The organism is Paenibacillus wenxiniae (genome assembly GCF_039822605.1).
GTDB lineage: Bacteria > Bacillota > Bacilli > Paenibacillales > Paenibacillaceae > Saccharibacillus > Saccharibacillus wenxiniae.
Window position 1 is genome coordinate 238377 of sequence record NZ_JBCGUH010000001.1, and the last position, 18228, is coordinate 256604.

The 18228-nt window shown below is 44.1% G+C and carries 17 protein-coding genes; 2 read left to right on the plus strand and 15 right to left on the minus strand.

The features are described 5' to 3' along the window. Positions 1 to 2 precede the first annotated feature (2 nt). The 12 genes from fliF to AAHF22_RS01060 form a co-directional block, all read right to left on the minus strand. Positions 3 to 1598, minus strand: a complete 1596-nt coding sequence (gene fliF / locus AAHF22_RS01005) for a flagellar basal-body MS-ring/collar protein FliF (protein ID WP_347323103.1) — start codon at positions 1596 to 1598, stop codon at positions 3 to 5. A 48-nt stretch (positions 1599 to 1646) separates the two neighbouring features. Continuing rightward, on the minus strand, positions 1647 to 1958 hold the full coding sequence (gene fliE, locus AAHF22_RS01010) for a flagellar hook-basal body complex protein FliE (RefSeq protein ID WP_347323105.1): 312 nt from the start codon (positions 1956 to 1958) through the stop codon (positions 1647 to 1649). A gap of 30 nt (positions 1959 to 1988) precedes the next feature. Continuing rightward, complete coding sequence (gene flgC, locus AAHF22_RS01015; RefSeq protein WP_347323106.1) at positions 1989 to 2444, minus strand: flagellar basal body rod protein FlgC; 456 nt, start codon at positions 2442 to 2444, stop codon at positions 1989 to 1991. Positions 2445 to 2447: 3 nt separating this feature from the next. Further along, positions 2448 to 2864, minus strand: coding sequence for a flagellar basal body rod protein FlgB (flgB, locus tag AAHF22_RS01020; RefSeq protein ID WP_347323107.1), 417 nt, complete (start codon positions 2862 to 2864; stop codon positions 2448 to 2450). Positions 2865 to 3703: 839 nt separating this feature from the next. Further along, positions 3704 to 5125 (minus strand): ATP-dependent protease ATPase subunit HslU, encoded by a 1422-nt coding sequence (gene hslU / locus AAHF22_RS01025; protein ID WP_347323108.1) that lies wholly within the window; start codon positions 5123 to 5125, stop codon positions 3704 to 3706. Positions 5126 to 5210: 85 nt separating this feature from the next. Continuing rightward, a complete protein-coding gene (gene hslV, locus AAHF22_RS01030) occupies positions 5211 to 5753 on the minus strand; it encodes an ATP-dependent protease subunit HslV (RefSeq protein WP_347323110.1) in 543 nt (180 codons plus the stop codon). Between the two features lie 302 nt (positions 5754 to 6055). Then, positions 6056 to 7405 carry an FADH(2)-oxidizing methylenetetrahydrofolate--tRNA-(uracil(54)-C(5))-methyltransferase TrmFO gene (gene trmFO / locus AAHF22_RS01035; RefSeq protein ID WP_347323111.1) on the minus strand — a complete coding sequence of 450 codons (1350 nt, stop codon included), beginning with the start codon at positions 7403 to 7405 and terminating at the stop codon, positions 6056 to 6058. Between the two features lie 152 nt (positions 7406 to 7557). Beyond that, positions 7558 to 9660: a type I DNA topoisomerase gene (topA, locus tag AAHF22_RS01040; RefSeq protein WP_347323112.1), complete on the minus strand. Its 2103-nt coding sequence runs from the start codon at positions 9658 to 9660 to the stop codon at positions 7558 to 7560. Between the two features lie 40 nt (positions 9661 to 9700). After that, positions 9701 to 10843: a DNA-processing protein DprA gene (gene dprA / locus AAHF22_RS01045; protein WP_347323538.1), complete on the minus strand. Its 1143-nt coding sequence runs from the start codon at positions 10841 to 10843 to the stop codon at positions 9701 to 9703. A gap of 313 nt (positions 10844 to 11156) precedes the next feature. Next, entirely contained in the window at positions 11157 to 12086 is a 930-nt protein-coding gene (sucD, locus tag AAHF22_RS01050) for a succinate--CoA ligase subunit alpha (protein WP_347323114.1), read from the minus strand. A gap of 41 nt (positions 12087 to 12127) precedes the next feature. Then, entirely contained in the window at positions 12128 to 13285 is a 1158-nt protein-coding gene (sucC, locus tag AAHF22_RS01055; protein WP_347323115.1) for an ADP-forming succinate--CoA ligase subunit beta, read from the minus strand. 359 nt (positions 13286 to 13644) lie between these two features. Further along, positions 13645 to 14118, minus strand: coding sequence for a MarR family winged helix-turn-helix transcriptional regulator (locus AAHF22_RS01060; protein ID WP_347323116.1), 474 nt, complete (start codon positions 14116 to 14118; stop codon positions 13645 to 13647). A gap of 385 nt (positions 14119 to 14503) precedes the next feature. Between AAHF22_RS01060 and AAHF22_RS01065 the strand changes: the two genes are divergently transcribed. After that, positions 14504 to 14932 (plus strand): organic hydroperoxide resistance protein, encoded by a 429-nt coding sequence (locus AAHF22_RS01065; protein WP_347323117.1) that lies wholly within the window; start codon positions 14504 to 14506, stop codon positions 14930 to 14932. A gap of 367 nt (positions 14933 to 15299) precedes the next feature. Next, the gene (locus tag AAHF22_RS01070; RefSeq protein ID WP_347323118.1) at positions 15300 to 15920 is read left to right on the plus strand and encodes a hypothetical protein; all 621 of its coding nucleotides are present in this window, start codon (positions 15300 to 15302) and stop codon (positions 15918 to 15920) included. Positions 15921 to 16080: 160 nt separating this feature from the next. Here AAHF22_RS01070 and AAHF22_RS01075 read toward each other — a convergent pair whose 3' ends face one another. From AAHF22_RS01075 to AAHF22_RS01085, 3 genes are all read right to left on the minus strand, one after another. Then, positions 16081 to 16233 (minus strand): hypothetical protein, encoded by a 153-nt coding sequence (locus AAHF22_RS01075; protein ID WP_347323119.1) that lies wholly within the window; start codon positions 16231 to 16233, stop codon positions 16081 to 16083. A 199-nt stretch (positions 16234 to 16432) separates the two neighbouring features. Next, positions 16433 to 17107, minus strand: coding sequence for a sulfite oxidase-like oxidoreductase (locus AAHF22_RS01080; protein WP_347323120.1), 675 nt, complete (start codon positions 17105 to 17107; stop codon positions 16433 to 16435). Between the two features lie 208 nt (positions 17108 to 17315). Beyond that, the gene (locus AAHF22_RS01085) at positions 17316 to 18167 is read right to left on the minus strand and encodes an endonuclease/exonuclease/phosphatase family protein (protein ID WP_347323121.1); all 852 of its coding nucleotides are present in this window, start codon (positions 18165 to 18167) and stop codon (positions 17316 to 17318) included. Between the last annotated feature and the right edge of the window lie 61 nt (positions 18168 to 18228).

Here is an 18228-nt window from a genome sequence, read left to right on the forward strand (position 1 = left end):
TCTTATTCATCAGCAAGCCATGTACGCAGCAGGTTAACAAATTCGTCTGGTTTCTTTTTCGCCAGCGATTCAAGCTGTTTACGTACCTGACTGTCATTGGTCAAGTTTTCCAAACTAATTGAAGGTAATTCTGTAACAGGCGGAAGCATAATATCTTCTTCCATTTCTTCGGCTTGCTGTTTGCGACGGCGGTATACGACCAGCGCGATAATACCGATAACGAGTGCGGCTGCTACGCCTGCGATCCACTGCCAGTTGGAGGCAAGGAACCCGCCATTGCTGCTATCATTACTAGCAAATGGTTGAGAGATAACGGAAACTTTACCTTGAATAGCAGTTGCATTGTTTGTGTAGTCAATACCATTCTCAGCAAGTGATGTTCTAACAAGGTTTTGAAGCATAGTTTGAATTTGAGTATTCAGCGCAGTTTGCTGATCAGTAGAAAGAGCCGTATTCGGATCAATCAGAACGTTAATACTCAAATCCTGTACATGATAAGGACTTGCCGCAATTTCATTATGAATCCGGTTTACTTCATAATTAATGGTGCTTTGCGATTTCTCAGATGATGTATTGCCACTGGAGGAGCCTCCAGGATAAGTCGGTGTATCTGTAGAACCTGTGCCTGCTGTGCCGCTATCAGGACTTGATGTGCCTGTATAGGACTCTTGAATTTTCTGGGCACTAATTGCAATGCCTTGCATATTTTCCGTATCAACCGGTTCAACGCGATCTTCCTTCGTTGTACGCTGATCAAAGTTCAGTGTGGACGTTACAAGCACATTCACTTTATCCGGACCAAGCAAGCGAGACAAAAATTGTCTTACATTGTTTTCAACATCGGATTCATACTTTTTCTGTAATGCCATATTGTCTTGCACAGCGCCGATCAGATTGCCTGAACCGCCGCCTTTCACTGTAGCTACAAGCTCGCTCCCGTCTGTTCCATCCGTAATCGTGATGTTATCGATAGGCAGGCGAGGTACGGCAGTATGCACGAGATTGAAGTATCCATCAACCGCTTCCTGTGAAGCACGGAAGCCTGGCTTAAACTGCATCACAACGGATGCACTGGCTGTATCTTGATTCTGATCGGTTGCAAACAGGCTTTCCTGCGGCAGGTTAATAAGAACCTTAGCATTTTGTACACCATTCATATTACGAAGCAATTGTGAAACTTCGCCGTTCAGTGCATTTCTATACTTTATGTTAAATTCATTATCCGTCATTCCGATTGCCGACGAGCTGGTATTAAATTCGCTAAAACCGATCGTTCCGTTCTGGATAAGCCCCTGAGAGCCTACAGCCACTTTCGCTCTAGCTGCACTTTCTTTTGGAACCGAAATCGTCGTTCCGTCCTGACTTAACTGGTAAGAGATCTTTTGTCCATCCAAATATTGCATAACTGCCGCAGAATCGGTCGCATCCAGATTTTGGAATGCCACCTCATATTCGGTCTTTGTGAACTGGATGGTCAACACAACGATAGCAATAATGATAAATGCCAGTGTTGAAATCAGTAAAATTTTTTGATTCTTGTTAAAATTTTTCCAGTATTGCACGAGTTTGTCTCTGTACTGGAGAATTCTTTCATTCACAATGCCACCCCACTCGAAACTTTGCTATGAAACATCATCTCAGTCCACTTACATTTGTGTTCTCATAATTTCCTGATAAGCTTCAATTGCTTTATTTCGAATTTGGGCAGTCAGTTGCAGACTTAGCATCGATTTCTCACCTGCGACCATAACCTGGTCTACGTCTGCTTTACCGATCAGGAACTGATCATTCAGTTTGTGTACGTTCTGCTCCTGAGAATTAACCTGCTCCAAAGCGTCAGCCAAGTAAGAACCGAATTGATCCATTGCTTCTCCTGGAGTCGATTTACTTGGAGACATTGCAGTATTCATCTGAAACGGCGAAGAGACAGCACTGTTAAACATTGTATTTTCAATCATTAATTACCCCTCCTACCAATTATTTATTCATTATTTACCAATCTGCATTGCTTTCATTAGCATTGCTTTCGTGGCATTCAGTGCAGTTACGTTAGCTTCATATGAACGCGAAGCCGATATCATGTCCACCATTTCTTTTAAAGTATCGACGTTTGGCATTTTTACATAGCCATTTTTGTCAGCATCCGGGTGAGTTGGATTGTAAACCAGTTTGAATGGTTCCTTATCTTCCTGGATTCCGACAGCCTTGACGCCGTTCAGGCCTGAATTATTAGATCCGTTCATTGCATTGTCGAGTGAGTCTGCGAATGAAGGCTTATTAGTAGAAAGAATAACCTCTTTGCGACGATATGGAACAGCCTCGCCGTTTTGAACGCTTGCTCTCGTTGTTTCAGCATTCGCAATGTTGGAGGAAACGACATCCATACGCAGACGCTGCGCAGTAAGTGCAGAAGAACTAATATCAAAACTGTTACTGATTCTCATCGGTTACGCTCCCCCTCCTTGAATTGCGGTACGCATCATTTTGATCTGATGGTTAATCTGTTCGATATACGTATTGTAACGAAGCTGGTTCTCTGCAAGATCAGACATTTCTACGTCAATGTCGACATTGTTAAGGTTGTTGTTCATTACCGTACCTTCTTCTGTCACAACTGTAGGTTGTGGCACGCTACCTGGCGCACTTCCAATTTGGAAATGACGTGGGTTGGTGGTGATGCCGCTAAATGAGCTGTCGCTCTGATCCATCTGGGACTGAAGTACGTTTTCAAATGAGACCTGAGAACGTTTGAAGTAGGGGGTGTCTGCATTGGCGATATTGTTTGTAATGACCTGTTGTCTTAAATTCGCTGCGCTTATTGCGCCTTCTAATCGACGAAAACCCACATCATTAAGCAAATTCACTTACGCCACTCCTTTCAAATCAATATATTAAAACATGGAATGTAACTTCCATTTTTTACTTTTCATCTGATCATTCGACAAACATTGCGGAATTTTGTTGTTTTAACTCATTCTGCGTCGTTTTTCCTAAAAAACGGATACCATAAGTTTCCTAGAGAATTGGTCGTAAGACAATGAGAATAAAGGACTATCTTTTGACAAAAAAAATCATTTTTTGTCTTGTTTAATATAATATTTTCCAATTATTATAAATAATATGACATTAAAAGCAAATATTGTTATCAATTAAGTAGGTGATTTTCTTTTATTTTACAGTTATGAGTAATTAAGAGGATGGAAAAATTGGAAATAAGTAAGCAATTTAAATAGTCGTTTTGGTGCAGATGGCTTTAAAATCATCTTATTTTCGATGTAAATATATTGTTTTACGTCCTAAATCCTAGTTCGGATTACTTATTGCAGAGGAAGTTAAAATAAATTTGTCACTCATTTTACTAATTTATTCCAAATTATCGACTTTTTTAAACAAGATCGAGGTATTAGATCATTATGGATGTCGACTTGCATATTTACGCAAACGCCATTATCATAACCTAAGTTTGTTAAAAAATCTATATCAAATTGTATTGTTTCCAAAAGATCAGACCCAATTTTATATCGGATACCCGTAGTTCTTATTATAGATCAATTTCTTATCTTCATCATACCTTTTTCATACTTACGAAAACATAGGAAAAAGGCGGGGAACTGACGAATCAGACACCCCACCTTTTTCCTAAAATCATACCTATTCTTTTGTAGCCTATTCCTACTCTTCTATAAACAAGGAATTGCCGCTTTTATAAAATATACTGGCTAAGATCACGATCCTGCGCAATGTCTTTCAGCTTCTCCTGCACATATTGCGGTGTGATCACAAATGTATCCAGTGTAAGCTCAGGCGCTTCAAACGAAATATCTTCCAGCAGCTTCTCCATAATCGTATGCAGGCGACGCGCACCGATATTCTCTGTATTCTGATTCACTGATGCTGCAATGCTAGCAATCTCTCGAATCGCTTCATCCGAAAACTCCAGCTCGATATTTTCTGCACGTAATAAATAGGCGTATTGATGAGTGAGCGCATTTTTCGGTTCTTTTAAAATGCTAATAAAGTCCTCCATCGTTAAGCTTTCCAGCTCTACCCGAATTGGGAAACGTCCCTGTAGCTCTGGAATCAGATCTGATGGCTTGGATGTATGGAACGCACCGGCTGCAATGAACAAAATATAGTCGGTTTTCACCGGACCATACTTGGTCATCACAGTAGAACCTTCAACGATAGGCAAAATATCACGCTGTACACCTTCACGCGATACGTCTGGGCCTGAGTTGCTACGACCGGAACCGGCCACTTTATCAATCTCATCAATAAAAATAATTCCGCTCTGTTCTGCACGACGTAACGATTCTTGATTCACATCGTCCATATCGAGCAATTTGTTCGCTTCTTGCTGGGTGAGCACTTTACGTGCTTCCTTGATTGGAAGCTTGCGCTTTTTCATCCGCTTTGGCAGCAGATTGCCCAGCATCTCCTGCATATTCATGCCCATCTGGTCATTGCCCTGTCCCATGAACATATCCATCATGTTAGGTGTTGAATCTTCCACCTCAACTTCGATAATCTCTTCTTCAAGTTTACCGGACAAAAGCTCAAAGCGAACTTGCCGGCGCTTCTCATGAATCGATTGCTCCTCATGGTGATCTGAAGCAGGCTCTTCATTAGAGTTCTGGTTGTTCATGCCACCGCCAAACAGCATCTCAAATGGATTGCGCTGATTTTTCGCCTTAAAGCCAGATGGAACCAAAATATTCACAATTTGCTCATTGGCTGCTTCTTCCGCTTTATCCTTTACCTTTTCAGTACGCTCTGCTTTGACGACACGAATCGCTGTCTCTACCAGATCACGTACCATCGATTCTACATCACGACCAACATAACCGACTTCGGTAAACTTGGTTGCCTCTACTTTTACAAAAGGCGCATGAACCAGCTTTGCCAGACGGCGAGCGATCTCTGTTTTACCAACACCGGTAGGTCCGATCATCAACATATTTTTCGGAATGATCTCGTCCTGAATATCCTCCTGAAGCAGACTTCGACGGTAGCGATTACGAAGTGCCACGGCGACTGACTTTTTAGCTTTCTTTTGACCAATAATATATTTGTCCAATTCTGCTACAATCTCTCTTGGTGTTAATGCGTGGGCATCTTTATTCATCCTATGTCCCTCCATCCTAAATTCAGAAACAAAAACCGGTGTGATCCCGCCCTAGCAAATAGAGTACGGACCGCACCGGCCAGGCTCACAATTCTTCTACGATGATGTTATCGTTTGTATACACACAAATCTCTGCGGCGATCTGTAAAGAGGACTGCACGATATCACGCGCCTCCAGATCTTTACCGTGACGCTTAAGCGCACGAGCAGCAGATAATGCAAAATTACCACCTGAACCGATTGCAATCACATCATCATCAGGTTCGATAATTTCGCCGCCACCGGAGATGAGTAACATTCCGGTTTTATCCATAACAATCAGCAATGCTTCAAGCTTACGAAGTACACGATCCGAACGCCATTCTTTAGCAAGCTCCACAGCAGCACGCTGTAAGTTACCATGATGCTCTTCCAGCTTCGCTTCAAATTTCTCGAACAGCGTGATCGCATCAGCAACCGAACCGGCAAATCCAGCCAGTACCTGACCACGATACAGACGACGGATTTTTTTGGCGTGTTGCTTCATAATTACATTTTGCCCGAAGGTTACCTGACCGTCACCAGCAATTGCGGCTTTGCCATTGTGGCGTACAGCACAGATTGTTGTTGCGTGAAATGAAAGCTCCATCTAAATTCCCTCCTGTTCGTCGTCTCTGAGCATTACGGATGACAGGGCAATTGGTTCCATTATTAAATCCATGTAAAGGAATGGAGTGATTTAACAAAGTTTTCATCCCTGATTAATCAAAACCGAAATTTTATCTTCTATTAAAATAGTATTATCGTCGTGTAGGAGGTGAGGCTTCATATAAACCATCAGGATGATGAGCAGTAGATAGACTCATCGAATCGTTTCCACTGCATCTGCTTCTCCTACGATTTGCTCCATCCTCCATCACACTACTCTATGCTTACCCGTATCGCCAATTCTTATTCAGCTGTTGGAGCAGATCCAACCGGCTCTACTTCGGGCAACTCGAAAAATGTGCGAATGCTATCCAGCGCTTGCTGTGCGAGCATTTCATTCTTTTCCTTTTTATTGCGGATTTTCTTTTCTGGTTTGGGCAACAGACCGAAGTTCGCATTCATCGGTTGGAAGTGATCGGGATCAGCCTGTGTAATGTAGTGTGCCATACTGCCAAGCGTACTCGCCTGTGGCAATACAAGCAATGGTTCGCCTTTTGCCAGACGCGCTGCATTCAAACCTGCAATCAAACCAGATGCCGCAGACTCTACATACCCTTCTACACCTGTCATCTGACCTGCGAAAAAAACATTCGAATTGTTTTTCAACTGATACGTAGGTTCCAGCAATCGCGGTGAATTAATAAACGTATTTCGATGCATCACACCGAAACGTACAAACTCTGCGTTTTCCAAACCTGGAATCATTGAGAATACGCGGCGCTGCTCGCCCCATTTCAGGTGAGTTTGGAAGCCAACCATATTGTACAATGTACCCGCAGCATTATCCTGACGCAATTGCACGACAGCAAACGGAAGCTCACCAGTATGTGGATTGACCAGACCAACTGGCTTCATCGGGCCAAACAGTGCGGTTTGTTTCCCGCGCTTCATCATAATTTCGATCGGCATACAGCCTTCAAAATAAATTTCTTTTTCAAATTCCTTCAACTGAGCGGTCTCTGCTCCAACTAATGCATCATAAAAAGCATTGAATTCTTCTTCGTTCATCGGACAGTTTAAGTAAGCGGCTTCCCCTTTATCATAACGGGAAGCGAGATATACTTTGCTCATATCGATCGAATCTTTTTCGATGATCGGTGCTGCTGCATCATAAAAATAGAAATACTCTTCCCCGAGTAGTTCCTGAATTTGCTTGGATAGTGCTGGTGACGTTAATGGACCTGTAGCGATGACAACGATACCGTCCTTTGGCAGCTCCTGCACTTCTTCATTTAATACAGTGACCAGTGGATGATTGTGCAATGTGGACGTGATCTCACCGGAGAAACCGTCACGGTCAACAGCAAGTGCTCCCCCCGCTGGAACGGCATGGCGATCAGCAGCTCCCAGTACGAGCGAGTTCAGCATCCGCATTTCTTCCTTCATTACGCCTACTGCATTGGCGAGTGTGTTGGAACGCAGCGAGTTACTGCATACAAGCTCGGCAAATTGGTTCGTATGGTGTGCCGGCGTTTTCACAACCGGACGCATTTCATATAGCTGCACAGGTACTCCCTGACTAGCGATCTGCCATGCGGCTTCGCTACCTGCAAGACCTGCTCCAATAACGGTTACCTTTTGAATCTCTGACACGATGAAAAACCCCCTGAATATCTTACCTTTAATAATGAGTGAATAATGAGTGAAAAACAGCACGACTTGTATCCAGAAGATGCTCTGAATACAAGTCAGTCGTTGTGCTATGTTTGTCGTATTTATAGTATACGTGAAATGATATGGAAATTCTAATCCAGCTCTAACGCTTCTTCATTTTCCTCCACCATTTCGGTGTGATCACAGCTTGTACATTGTAACTTCACACCTTGTTTATTACGCTTTTCGACCATCATCGAGTTACATACCGGACAAGGTTTCGGCGATGGACGATCCCATGATACAAAGTCACATTCTGGATAACGATTACAGCCATAAAATACACGACCTTTTTTACTGCGACGCTCTACTACATCGCCCTCATGACAGGTTGGGCATTTTACACCGATATCTTTAATGATCGGTTTCGTATTACGGCAATCTGGGAAACCGGAGCATGCGAGGAATTTACCGAAGCGTCCCAGCTTATACACCAGATGACGTCCGCATTTATCACAGATTTCATCCGACACTTCGTCTTCGATCTCGATTTCCTTCATCTCTTCTTCCGCAAACTCAAGCCGTTTCTCGAATGATTCGTAGAACTCGTTCAGTACGTGTACCCAGTCTTCCTGACCTTCTCCTACATGGTCAAGATCCTGCTCCATATTGGCAGTGAACTCTACATTCAGAATCTCAGGGAAAAACTCCTCCATTTGCTGAATAACAAGTTCGCCCAGCTCGGTAGGCATAAATTTCTTCTCTTCGATCGCTACATAACCACGCTTCTGGATCGTTTCCAGTGTTGGCGCATACGTACTTGGACGACCAATACCGAGTTCTTCCAACGTTTTCACGAGACGTGCCTCTGTATAACGTGGTGGTGGTTGTGTAAAATGCTGCTTCGGCTCGATCTGTTCAGCTGTCGGTTTGTCGCCCTTCGCCATCGGTGGCAGGAACTTCTCGCCTTCTTCTTTGCCATCATCGTTGCCTTCCACATACACTTTCATAAAGCCCTGGAAACGAACTTTGGAACCGACGGCACGGAATGTGGTTGGTCCAGCTCCAATATCTACAGACATCGTATCCAGTACAGCCGAAGCCATCTGACTGGCAGCAAAACGCTCCCATACTAGCTTGTACAGACGGAACTGATCGCGGCTCATATATTCTTTCACCGATTCAGGCTCGCGGCTGGCAGAAGTTGGACGAATCGCTTCGTGTGCATCCTGTGCGTTAGCGTTCTTTTTTGTATATTGACGCGGCTCTTCGGGAATATAATCGTTCCCGTATTTACCGGTAATATACTCACGAATTTCTTCCTGTGCCGAAGCGGCGATCCGAGTCGAGTCGGTACGCATATAGGTGATCAGACCGACGGTGCCTTCTTTGCCCAGATCAATACCTTCATATAATTGCTGTGCGACAGACATCGTTTTGGCTGCACGGAAGTTCAGCTTACGAGCGGCTTCCTGTTGCAGCGACGATGTGGTAAATGGAGCTGCCGGATGACGCAGTCGTTCGCGCTCCTTGATTTCATTGACTTCAAACGTTGCATCCGCAATCGCGGCCAGTATTTCATTTACATCTTGCTCACTGTGCAGCTCTTTTTTCTCACCGTTTAGCTGATGGAATTTCGCTTCAAAGGTTGTGTCGTTGATAGTGAGTCTGGCAGTAATGCTCCAGTATTCTTCTGGTGTGAACTCTGAAATCTCATTTTCACGATCGATAATAATTTTGACGGCTACCGATTGTACACGTCCGGCAGACAGGCCTTTTTTGACTTTCTTCCATAATAGGGGGCTGATTTTGTAACCTACAAGGCGATCAAGTATGCGACGTGCCTGCTGTGCATTGACCAGATCCATATTAATTTGACGCGGTGTTTTGAACGCATCTTTGACGGCTTGCTTCGTAATCTCATTAAATACAACACGGCATGCTTCGCCTTCATTTACATCGAGCGCATGCGCTAAATGCCAGGCAATCGCTTCGCCTTCACGATCCGGGTCAGCCGCGAGATAAACTTTTTTCACTTTTTTTCGTGCATCTTTTAATTCTTTTAGAACAGAACCTTTACCACGGATGGTAATGTATTTAGGATCAAAGTCGTTCTCAATATCGACTCCAATCTGGCTTTTTGGCAAATCGCGGACATGGCCCATAGATGCTTTGACAATAAATTTGCTGCCAAGATACTTGCCGATCGTTTTCGCTTTTGCCGGTGATTCCACAATAACGAGTGAATCTGCCACAGGTTTGTCCCCCTTTCTGTTATTCTATCTGTAATTTGAATTATATTAAGCTATACATAGCGCCAGAGCGCTGACTGATCTGTTTTTTTATGATTAAAGATAACAGAACCGTATGCAAAAGTCCAAAATCAAAATTCGATTTGGCTTGAATTTCGTCGACAGTTGCATCGCCCTGCTCCAATATAAGGTATATCGTCTTTTCCTGTTCTGTCAAATGAGAAATATTTGCAAGGTCATCAGAAGGTGAGTGATTTGCGCCTTTAACTATTCCATTATCTTCCTGCTTTACGTATGTCTTATCACACAAATCCTGTAATCTTGAATCATATTCATTCATAATATCATCCACACATGTGACCATAATTGCTCCTTGTTTGAGCAATGATAATGTCCCTTTACTTTTCGGGGATGTGATCGGTCCTGGTACTGCAAATACGTCCCGATTACTTTCCATTGCAAAGTCCGTAGTAATCAATGAACCACTGCGTTCATCTGCTTCAACGACAATCGAGCCATGCGACAAACCAGCAATAATTCGATTTCGTTGCGGAAATGTACCGGGAGAAGGACGCGTTCCGAGCGGATATTCCGATAGGATTAATCCACAGTCGCAAATACGTTCGTAAAGCAAACGATTTTCCAGTGGATAAATCACATCGACTCCAGTCCCAAGCACAGCAATCGTTTGCCCATTCGCTTGTAGTGTAGCTTCATGACAGGCACTATCGATTCCACGCGCAAGTCCGCTCACGATCGTTATTCCCCGATCTGTTAATCCCTGTACAAGCAACTCTGCAACACGTCGCCCATAAGCTGTTGGAACACGTGTGCCCACCATGCCTATACAGAAAGAATGCAGGAGCTGATGACGTCCACGCAAGTATAATACCCAGGGTGGCTGAACAATTTCCTTCATTAATAATGGGTATGTATCGTCCATTATTGTAATGATCTCAATGCCCAGACTTGTATATCGGGATAGTTTTTGTCTGATGACCGTTTCGCTTAATTCATATGGCAGTGTTTGTGCTACTTTTTCAGGCATGCCCAAGCTACGCCAGCGTCCGGCATTCCAGGTCGGCAGTTCGCGCAGGTCTACATGCTGTTGTAGTATAGCATACATCCTTTTCCAGCCAATACCTGATGCTTCATGCAAGCCAATCAACACATCGCGTTCATCCATCATATTCCATTTCCTCCAAATAGGAGTGAGGCAAGAGCACCTACTCCATTTAATCGTAAGTTGTAGTATATTGCAAGCGTTTACTATGCCCAATCGATAGACATCCTTCCAAATCGAGCGCTAAACGCAAAAAAAGCAACCTGATCTGCCGGATGGCGTCAAAGGTTGCTTACCTTGTATATATGCTTATGAATTCCGTATAGGCTACTTCATCTATTATAGAGGAAGACAACACAGAAAGTCCATCCCGATTCGAGATAGACCTTCTGTATATTTATACAATTATACGCTGTGCTTGCATGCAATCACATGATTAGTGTGTTGTGCACTCGCTTAGCAGACCGCGCTCTTCCAATACTTCAACGAGCGTGGAGCCCATTTCAGACGGTGTTGGAGCGACTTTAATACCGCAAGATTCCAGCTTAGCGATTTTCTCTGCTGCTGTACCTTTACCACCGGAAATGATTGCACCAGCGTGACCCATACGTTTGCCTGGAGGCGCTGTAGCTCCACCGATAAAACCAACAACCGGCTTGGTCATGTTCGCTTGAATCCATTCCGCTGCTTCTTCCTCAGCTGTACCACCGATTTCACCGATCATGATCACGGCACGGGTGTTTGGATCTTCATTGAACATTTTCAAAATGTCGATAAACTCGGAGCCTTTAACCGGGTCTCCACCGATACCAACCGCAGACGATTGACCAATTCCACGAGTGGACAGCTGGTGAACTGCTTCGTATGTCAGTGTACCACTACGGGATACAACGCCAACATAACCTGGTTTGTGGATGTAGCCTGGCATAATACCGATTTTACATTCGCCTGGTGTGATCACACCCGGGCAGTTCGGTCCGATCAGGACGGTTTTTTTGCCTTCCATGTAACGGGATACTTTGACCATATCCAGTACTGGAATGCCTTCTGTAATACAGATGACGAGATCGAGTTCTGCGTCAACTGCTTCCAGAATAGAATCAGCAGCAAATGCAGGTGGAACGTAAATTACGCTCGCTGTTGCACCTGTTTTCTGCTTCGCTTCGATTACCGTATTAAATACTGGCAGGCTTACATTCTCGCCGTTTTCCAGTGTGATATCAACGGTTGTACCGCCTTTGCCTGGTGTTACGCCGCCTACCATCTGGGTGCCGTAATCAAGCGCGCCCTTGGTGTGGAACAGTCCCGTAGCACCGGTAATGCCCTGAGTGATAACTTTTGTATGCTTATCTACCAGAATACTCATTGTCCAGTCACAGCTCCTATCACTTAAATTGGGTTCGGATGTTATACGAGTGCAACGATCTTCTGTGCACCGTCAGCCATGGAGTCAGCAGCAACGATATTCAAGCCGGATTCAGCCAGAATTTGTTTGCCGAGATCAACGTTCGTACCTTCCAAACGTACAACCAGCGGACGGCTCAAACCTACCTGTTTCGCCGCTTCCACTACACCGTTAGCGATAACATCACAGCGCATGATGCCACCGAATATATTGATAAAGATTCCTTTTACGTTCTCATCGGACAGAATGATTTTGAACGCTTCGGTAACCTTCTCCGTCGTCGCACCGCCCCCTACGTCAAGGAAGTTGGCCGGTTCGCCGCCGTAGTATTTAATAATATCCATCGTTGCCATCGCCAGACCTGCACCGTTAACCATACAACCGATGTTGCCATCAAGTGCGATATAGCTAAGGTCAAATTTGGAAGCTTCGATTTCTTTTTCATTTTCTTCTGCAAGGTCACGCAGTTCCAAAATTTCTGGATGACGGAACAATGCGTTGGAGTCAAAATTCAGCTTCGCATCGAGTGCCATAACTTGACCGTCGCCTGTTACAACAAGCGGATTGATCTCTGCAATCGAGCAGTCTTTGTCTACAAATGCATTGTACAGGGACACCATAAATTGAGCTGCTTTGTTCACCAGCTTAGTTGGGATATTGATGGCATACGCCAGCTTACGCGCCTGGAACGGCTGCAAGCCTACAGCAGGATCGATTGCTTCGCGGAAGATTTTTTCCGGCGTTTTCTCCGCCACTTCCTCGATCTCTGTACCGCCTTCTTCCGAAGCCATCATAACGACGCGGCCAGTGGCACGGTCGATAACTACGCCTATGTAATATTCTTTTTGAATATCACAGCCCTGTTCGATGAGCAGACGCTTGATTTCCTTGCCTTCAGGGCCAGTCTGATGCGTGACAAGCACCTTGCCAAGCAATTCCTGTGCATAGGTGCGCACTTCTTCAATGCTTTTGGCTACTTTAACGCCGCCTGCTTTACCGCGGCCACCTGCGTGAATCTGTGCTTTAACAACACATACAGCGCTTCCGAGCGATTCAGCCGCTGCTACAGCTTCTTCAACTGTAAACGCAACCTTTCCTTCCGGTACTGCCACACCATACTGTTTAAGCAATTGTTTTCCCTGATATTCATGGATATTCATCTGGTAAATCCTCCTATCGGCATGAATGCATTCCGGCAATATTGCCCGGCAAATCAACAACCTTTGCTATTGTACCATGTTTTTAAAACGCTTTCCTTAAAAATTTTACCATTTTAATCCACGCCATAGCCAAAATTAAACAGCAGTCTGTTGTCCCTATAATTGGACAATTTACTCTGCCGTTTCTCCTTCTGACCATTGCGCTTACAGGGCAGTAGGCCTACAGCTAATATACCATGTATACGTTAACAAAGTAAAAAAATAAATCCCCATCCGCGTTAAATGCCGATGGGGATCATAATGAATGGACCCTGCGCAGGGTTCGATATGATTCAATTACGTTAAATTACCAAAGCCAATTACTTGCCGCTGCTGCTCACGTTCACTTCGTGCACGGTTTTGAGCAAATGGCGGAATTCAAGCAGTAGCTCATCAAGCTTGTCCAGATCCATGCAAGTCTTTGTGCGAAGATCGTCGGGAATCGATACAGCCTGCTCCTGCAATTTCCAGCCCGCTTCAGTGAGTGTAATATGCACTTTACGCTCATCCTCGGTTGAACGCTTACGGATAATCAGACCAGCAGCTTCCAGACGCTTCAACAATGGCGTCAGTGTACCGGAGTCCAGATAGAGCGCATTACCCAGTTCTTTAACTGTACATTCACGATGCTCCCAGAGCACCAGCATAACGAGATACTGCGAATATGTGAGTCCAAGTTGTTCCAGCAATGGCTGGTACATTTTGGTCATTTCACGCGAAGATGCATAGATGGCAAAACAAAGCTGATTTTCCAGCTTTAATTGTGGATGAGGATATTCCTGTGAAGTATCCATAAATGTGATCACCTGCTTTTACAATAAATTTGTGAGTACAAGATGTATTGAAAATCATGCAAAAATGAGCATGCATGTAGCTTGGAAAGCGAGAACATCATGCAGGTATAACAGCATATCTTCCTCACCTGATCGGATCGATCAACAATATCAGGCAGAAGACATGCACGGTCTCCTCCTCCCTTTCAGCACCAATGAATGGATGAATTACGAGAGGTTCCGTTTTCTAATATATGAACGGATGAGAATACATGATGCTTAGTGGATATTGTATCATACAATCAATTGTTTGACATTAATATAATCATAACAATTTTACTTTTTATATTAATTGTGATAAATTATATTTTGTGAAATTTAATTTATAAAAAGGTGGTTCTTCATTATGCTGAATATTCAACAAAAAATGTACGAAACTTCTGTAAAAGCGGTTGGTGGACGTAGTGGTTATATCGAATCCTCCAGTCCAGAACTTCGCCTTGATATCGCTACTCCAAAAGAAATGGGTGGTGCTGGCGGCGCTGGTACTAATCCAGAGCAACTGTTTGCAGCGGGCTACTCTGCTTGTTTTGATAGCGCATTGAATCTGGTGGCGCGCATGCAAAAAGTAAAACACGAAGGTACTGAAGTAACAGGTACAGTAAGCTTCGGTAAAGCAGAAGACGGTGGTTTTGCTCTGGCCGTTACACTTGATGTACTCGTGAAAGGTGTAGAACGCGAAACAGCAGAACAACTTGTAAAAGCAGCTCATGATGTATGTCCATATTCCCGTGCAACTCGCGGCAACATCGCGGTTGAACTGAACGTGCTGTAAGCAGACAATCGACAGTGCATGTATTATGTATGGTATAGTCTGCTTCTCCTAAAGCAGACCTGAACAAGCATCATGCTGGCATCATACATCTTCTTTGCAACATCTTTTATAAAAAAGTGCCCTGATCGCAGTATGATCGCGGCACTTTTTCTATTGTTGGCTTGTTCCTGGCTATAGTACTTGTCCCCGCTCGAATAACGATGAATGCGCTAATTATAAGTTGCATCGTTGTCTTATTCTGGTTTCATTAATGTAAGCATTGTGTCAAAATTTGCTCTGCCGTTTATGTATGTTATGATGTTGTAAGCCACATCAAGGCTTGCATCCATTTTCAGCAAATGCATACGTTATTCACAGGAGGTCAATCATGACAAAATTAAAAATTACGACACTGCTGCTTGCACTCACTGTAGTCGTAGCAACCGGCTGCTCGAACAGCAGCAACACCACACCAACTAACTCTGGAACAGCAACGACGAGTGAACAAAGTAGCGAAAGTACGGACATGACAACGCCGGAAAATTCGGCTACAGGCGGCGCTGAATCCACAACAGGCACAACGGAGTCAACTGGCAGCACTGAAGGTACAACATCGTCTACAGACAAAGATACTAGCGCTTCCGCAACAGCAAACAGTGATCTGACAACAAAAGATGTTGCTGCTGCAATCAAAAAGCAAGGGATCAAGCTGACTTCAAAACCAGAAGAAGGCTGGACATTGAACAATGTGAAGCCGGATCGTTATGTCACTGGAACTGATCCTAAAGAAGCAGAACCAGTATCGATCTATGTATTCAAATCAAAAGAAGATTTGCAAGCCGGTCTGAAAGATCTGGAAAAGCAAGTGAACGGTGTTCCTTTCCGTAAAACCGAATATACAAAAGGCAATGTACTCGTTATTTACTGGTTTGAGCCTGCACTGAACAAAGGTAGCACCGAAAAAGGCATGCTGGATGCAAAAATTGCGAAAGCTGTAGAAAGCCTGTAATTAACAAACCGTTTGTATGTAGATCCTATAAGCGGATACGTAACCTATTGTTTATTTAAACTAAACATGCCCGCGTAAGATAGCTGGATTCTCTACGGAGATAGCTGTCGATTCGCGGGCATGTTTGTTTGATAGTTGGTGTTCATAGAATGACATAACTTCATCTGCTACCCGTAAACGGATTGATTTCTTCGCTCAAATCGCGTCCAGCTTTGCGTTCTTCTTCACTAATCCTTTTGCCGATAGCGATATAATACCATGCTTGCGGCACAAAGACCGCGGCTATGAATACGATAGCCAGTAGGATTTCCATGCTAACCAGCCTCCCCATCAACGATAGATTATCCAAAAAATGGATCACTCTGTTCCTATACGTTTGATAGCGCCTGCTGGTTACAGAAAACACTTATTAAATAATATACATACATTAGCATGTTCATACAGCGAGCAATAGTTAAATTTAAAGCTATCTTTTCCATCCTACGATTCGCACAGCTCGCCCCATGTCAGCTTTAATCCGCCTCGCAATACTTCCATTCATCTTCTGGCATCTCATACTCATCTGACGAGAAACGTTGCTCCTTAAAGGGATCGGCAATATTATGAAAGCCATGATCCTCCCAGAAGCCGCGACGATCGGTGTTCATAAATTCAATGCCACGCAGCCATTTGGCACTTTTCCAGAAATATAGCTGCGGTACTACCATCCGTAATGGCCATCCATGCTTGGTCGTAAGTGGCTTGCCCTCATAATTCCAGGCGAGCAATACATCGTCTGCCAGCAAAGCTTCCAGTGGCAGATTGGTTTCATAGTCAGGATCAGCATGCAGCATCACATATTGTGCTTCTGGCTTAACCTTAATCTGCTGCATCAGATCGGCAAAACGCACACCTTCCCATGCTGTATCGAATTTGGACCAGCGTGTTACACAGTGAATATCGCTTACGGTGTTTGTTACGGGCAAAGATTGTAGCTGCTCCATCGTAAACAGGCGTTCTTCCTCCACTTCACCAAATACGCGCAAATTCCATGAAGACAGGTCATACTCAGGCACTTCACCATAATGTAAAATAGGAAAGCTATCAGTTAGCGTTTGTCCTGGCGGCAGGCGATGCTGTAGCTCTTTTGCTAGCTGTGGTTGCTGGGGTACACGTGCTTTTTTTAGACGATCCGCTTTGTCGGACATCGTTATCCCTCCTGTGTACAATGTTATTTGATGTTGCTATTCGTGAATAGATACTATAACTAAGTTGAACCCGCTATCCAGCCAATGATAACATGCCATTCATTATATCCCAGCAATGTATAAAAGAGCGTAGTATAGCAAATAGGTGATCACAGTATATTGCTCGCTAATTGTCCGTTATTTATTCGTTGTTTGCCATTCATCTTCTCTACTGCTCCTGTGCGTCTCCATCTGGACGAAGCTCTAGCTCTGCAATGACAGGATAATGATCTGACGGATACTTTCCGTTAAAATGACACCGATCAATCGCTGCACTTCGTACCTGCCACATCGACTCTACCAAAATATAATCAATCGGTTCGCCGTCCACTCCGCCTTCGAAGTCATGGAATGTGCGTCCATACTCACCTTCCAGTTTATCGTATACATTTTGCAATCCAGGCAGTTCTCCTTGATCTGGTAATTGTCCATTCAAATATAGCAATGGCGGCTCAGATGGCGTACCATTCATATCACCCATTAATATGCCTGCACTATTCGGTTCAGTAGCCGCATGCTGCTTCATCATTGCTACCACAAGCTTCGCCCCTTCCATCCGCGCCTGCTCGCCCATATGATCAAAATGCACATTGTACACACGGATGACCACATCACTCACCCGATGCCGAAACCATCCCCATGTGCAAATTCGCGGATAATCGCTATCCCAGCCGAGTGATCCTGCAATCTCTGGCGTTTCAGATAACCAGAATTGCCCTTGCTCTAACAGTTCTAATTTCTCTGGACGATAAAAGATAGCACAATGTTCATCCTCACTACCGCCGCGTCGTCCTTCACCGATCCACGCATAGTCTGGAAGCTGTGACTGTAGATCATCTAACATTAATCGATACGCTTCTTGCACACCAACGATAGCTGGTGCCTGATCGATGATCGTTTGCGCTGCCCACGGTGCACGCTGAGACCATTCATTACCTGCATCATAAGCGGTATACGTACGCAAATTAAAAGTCATCACTTTTACTATCGGTTGTGGTAATTGATGTTCACTACCCAACATATTGCTAATCCATCCCTTCCTATCGCTACATTGTGAATTGTGTTTACTATACTCCAGTTTA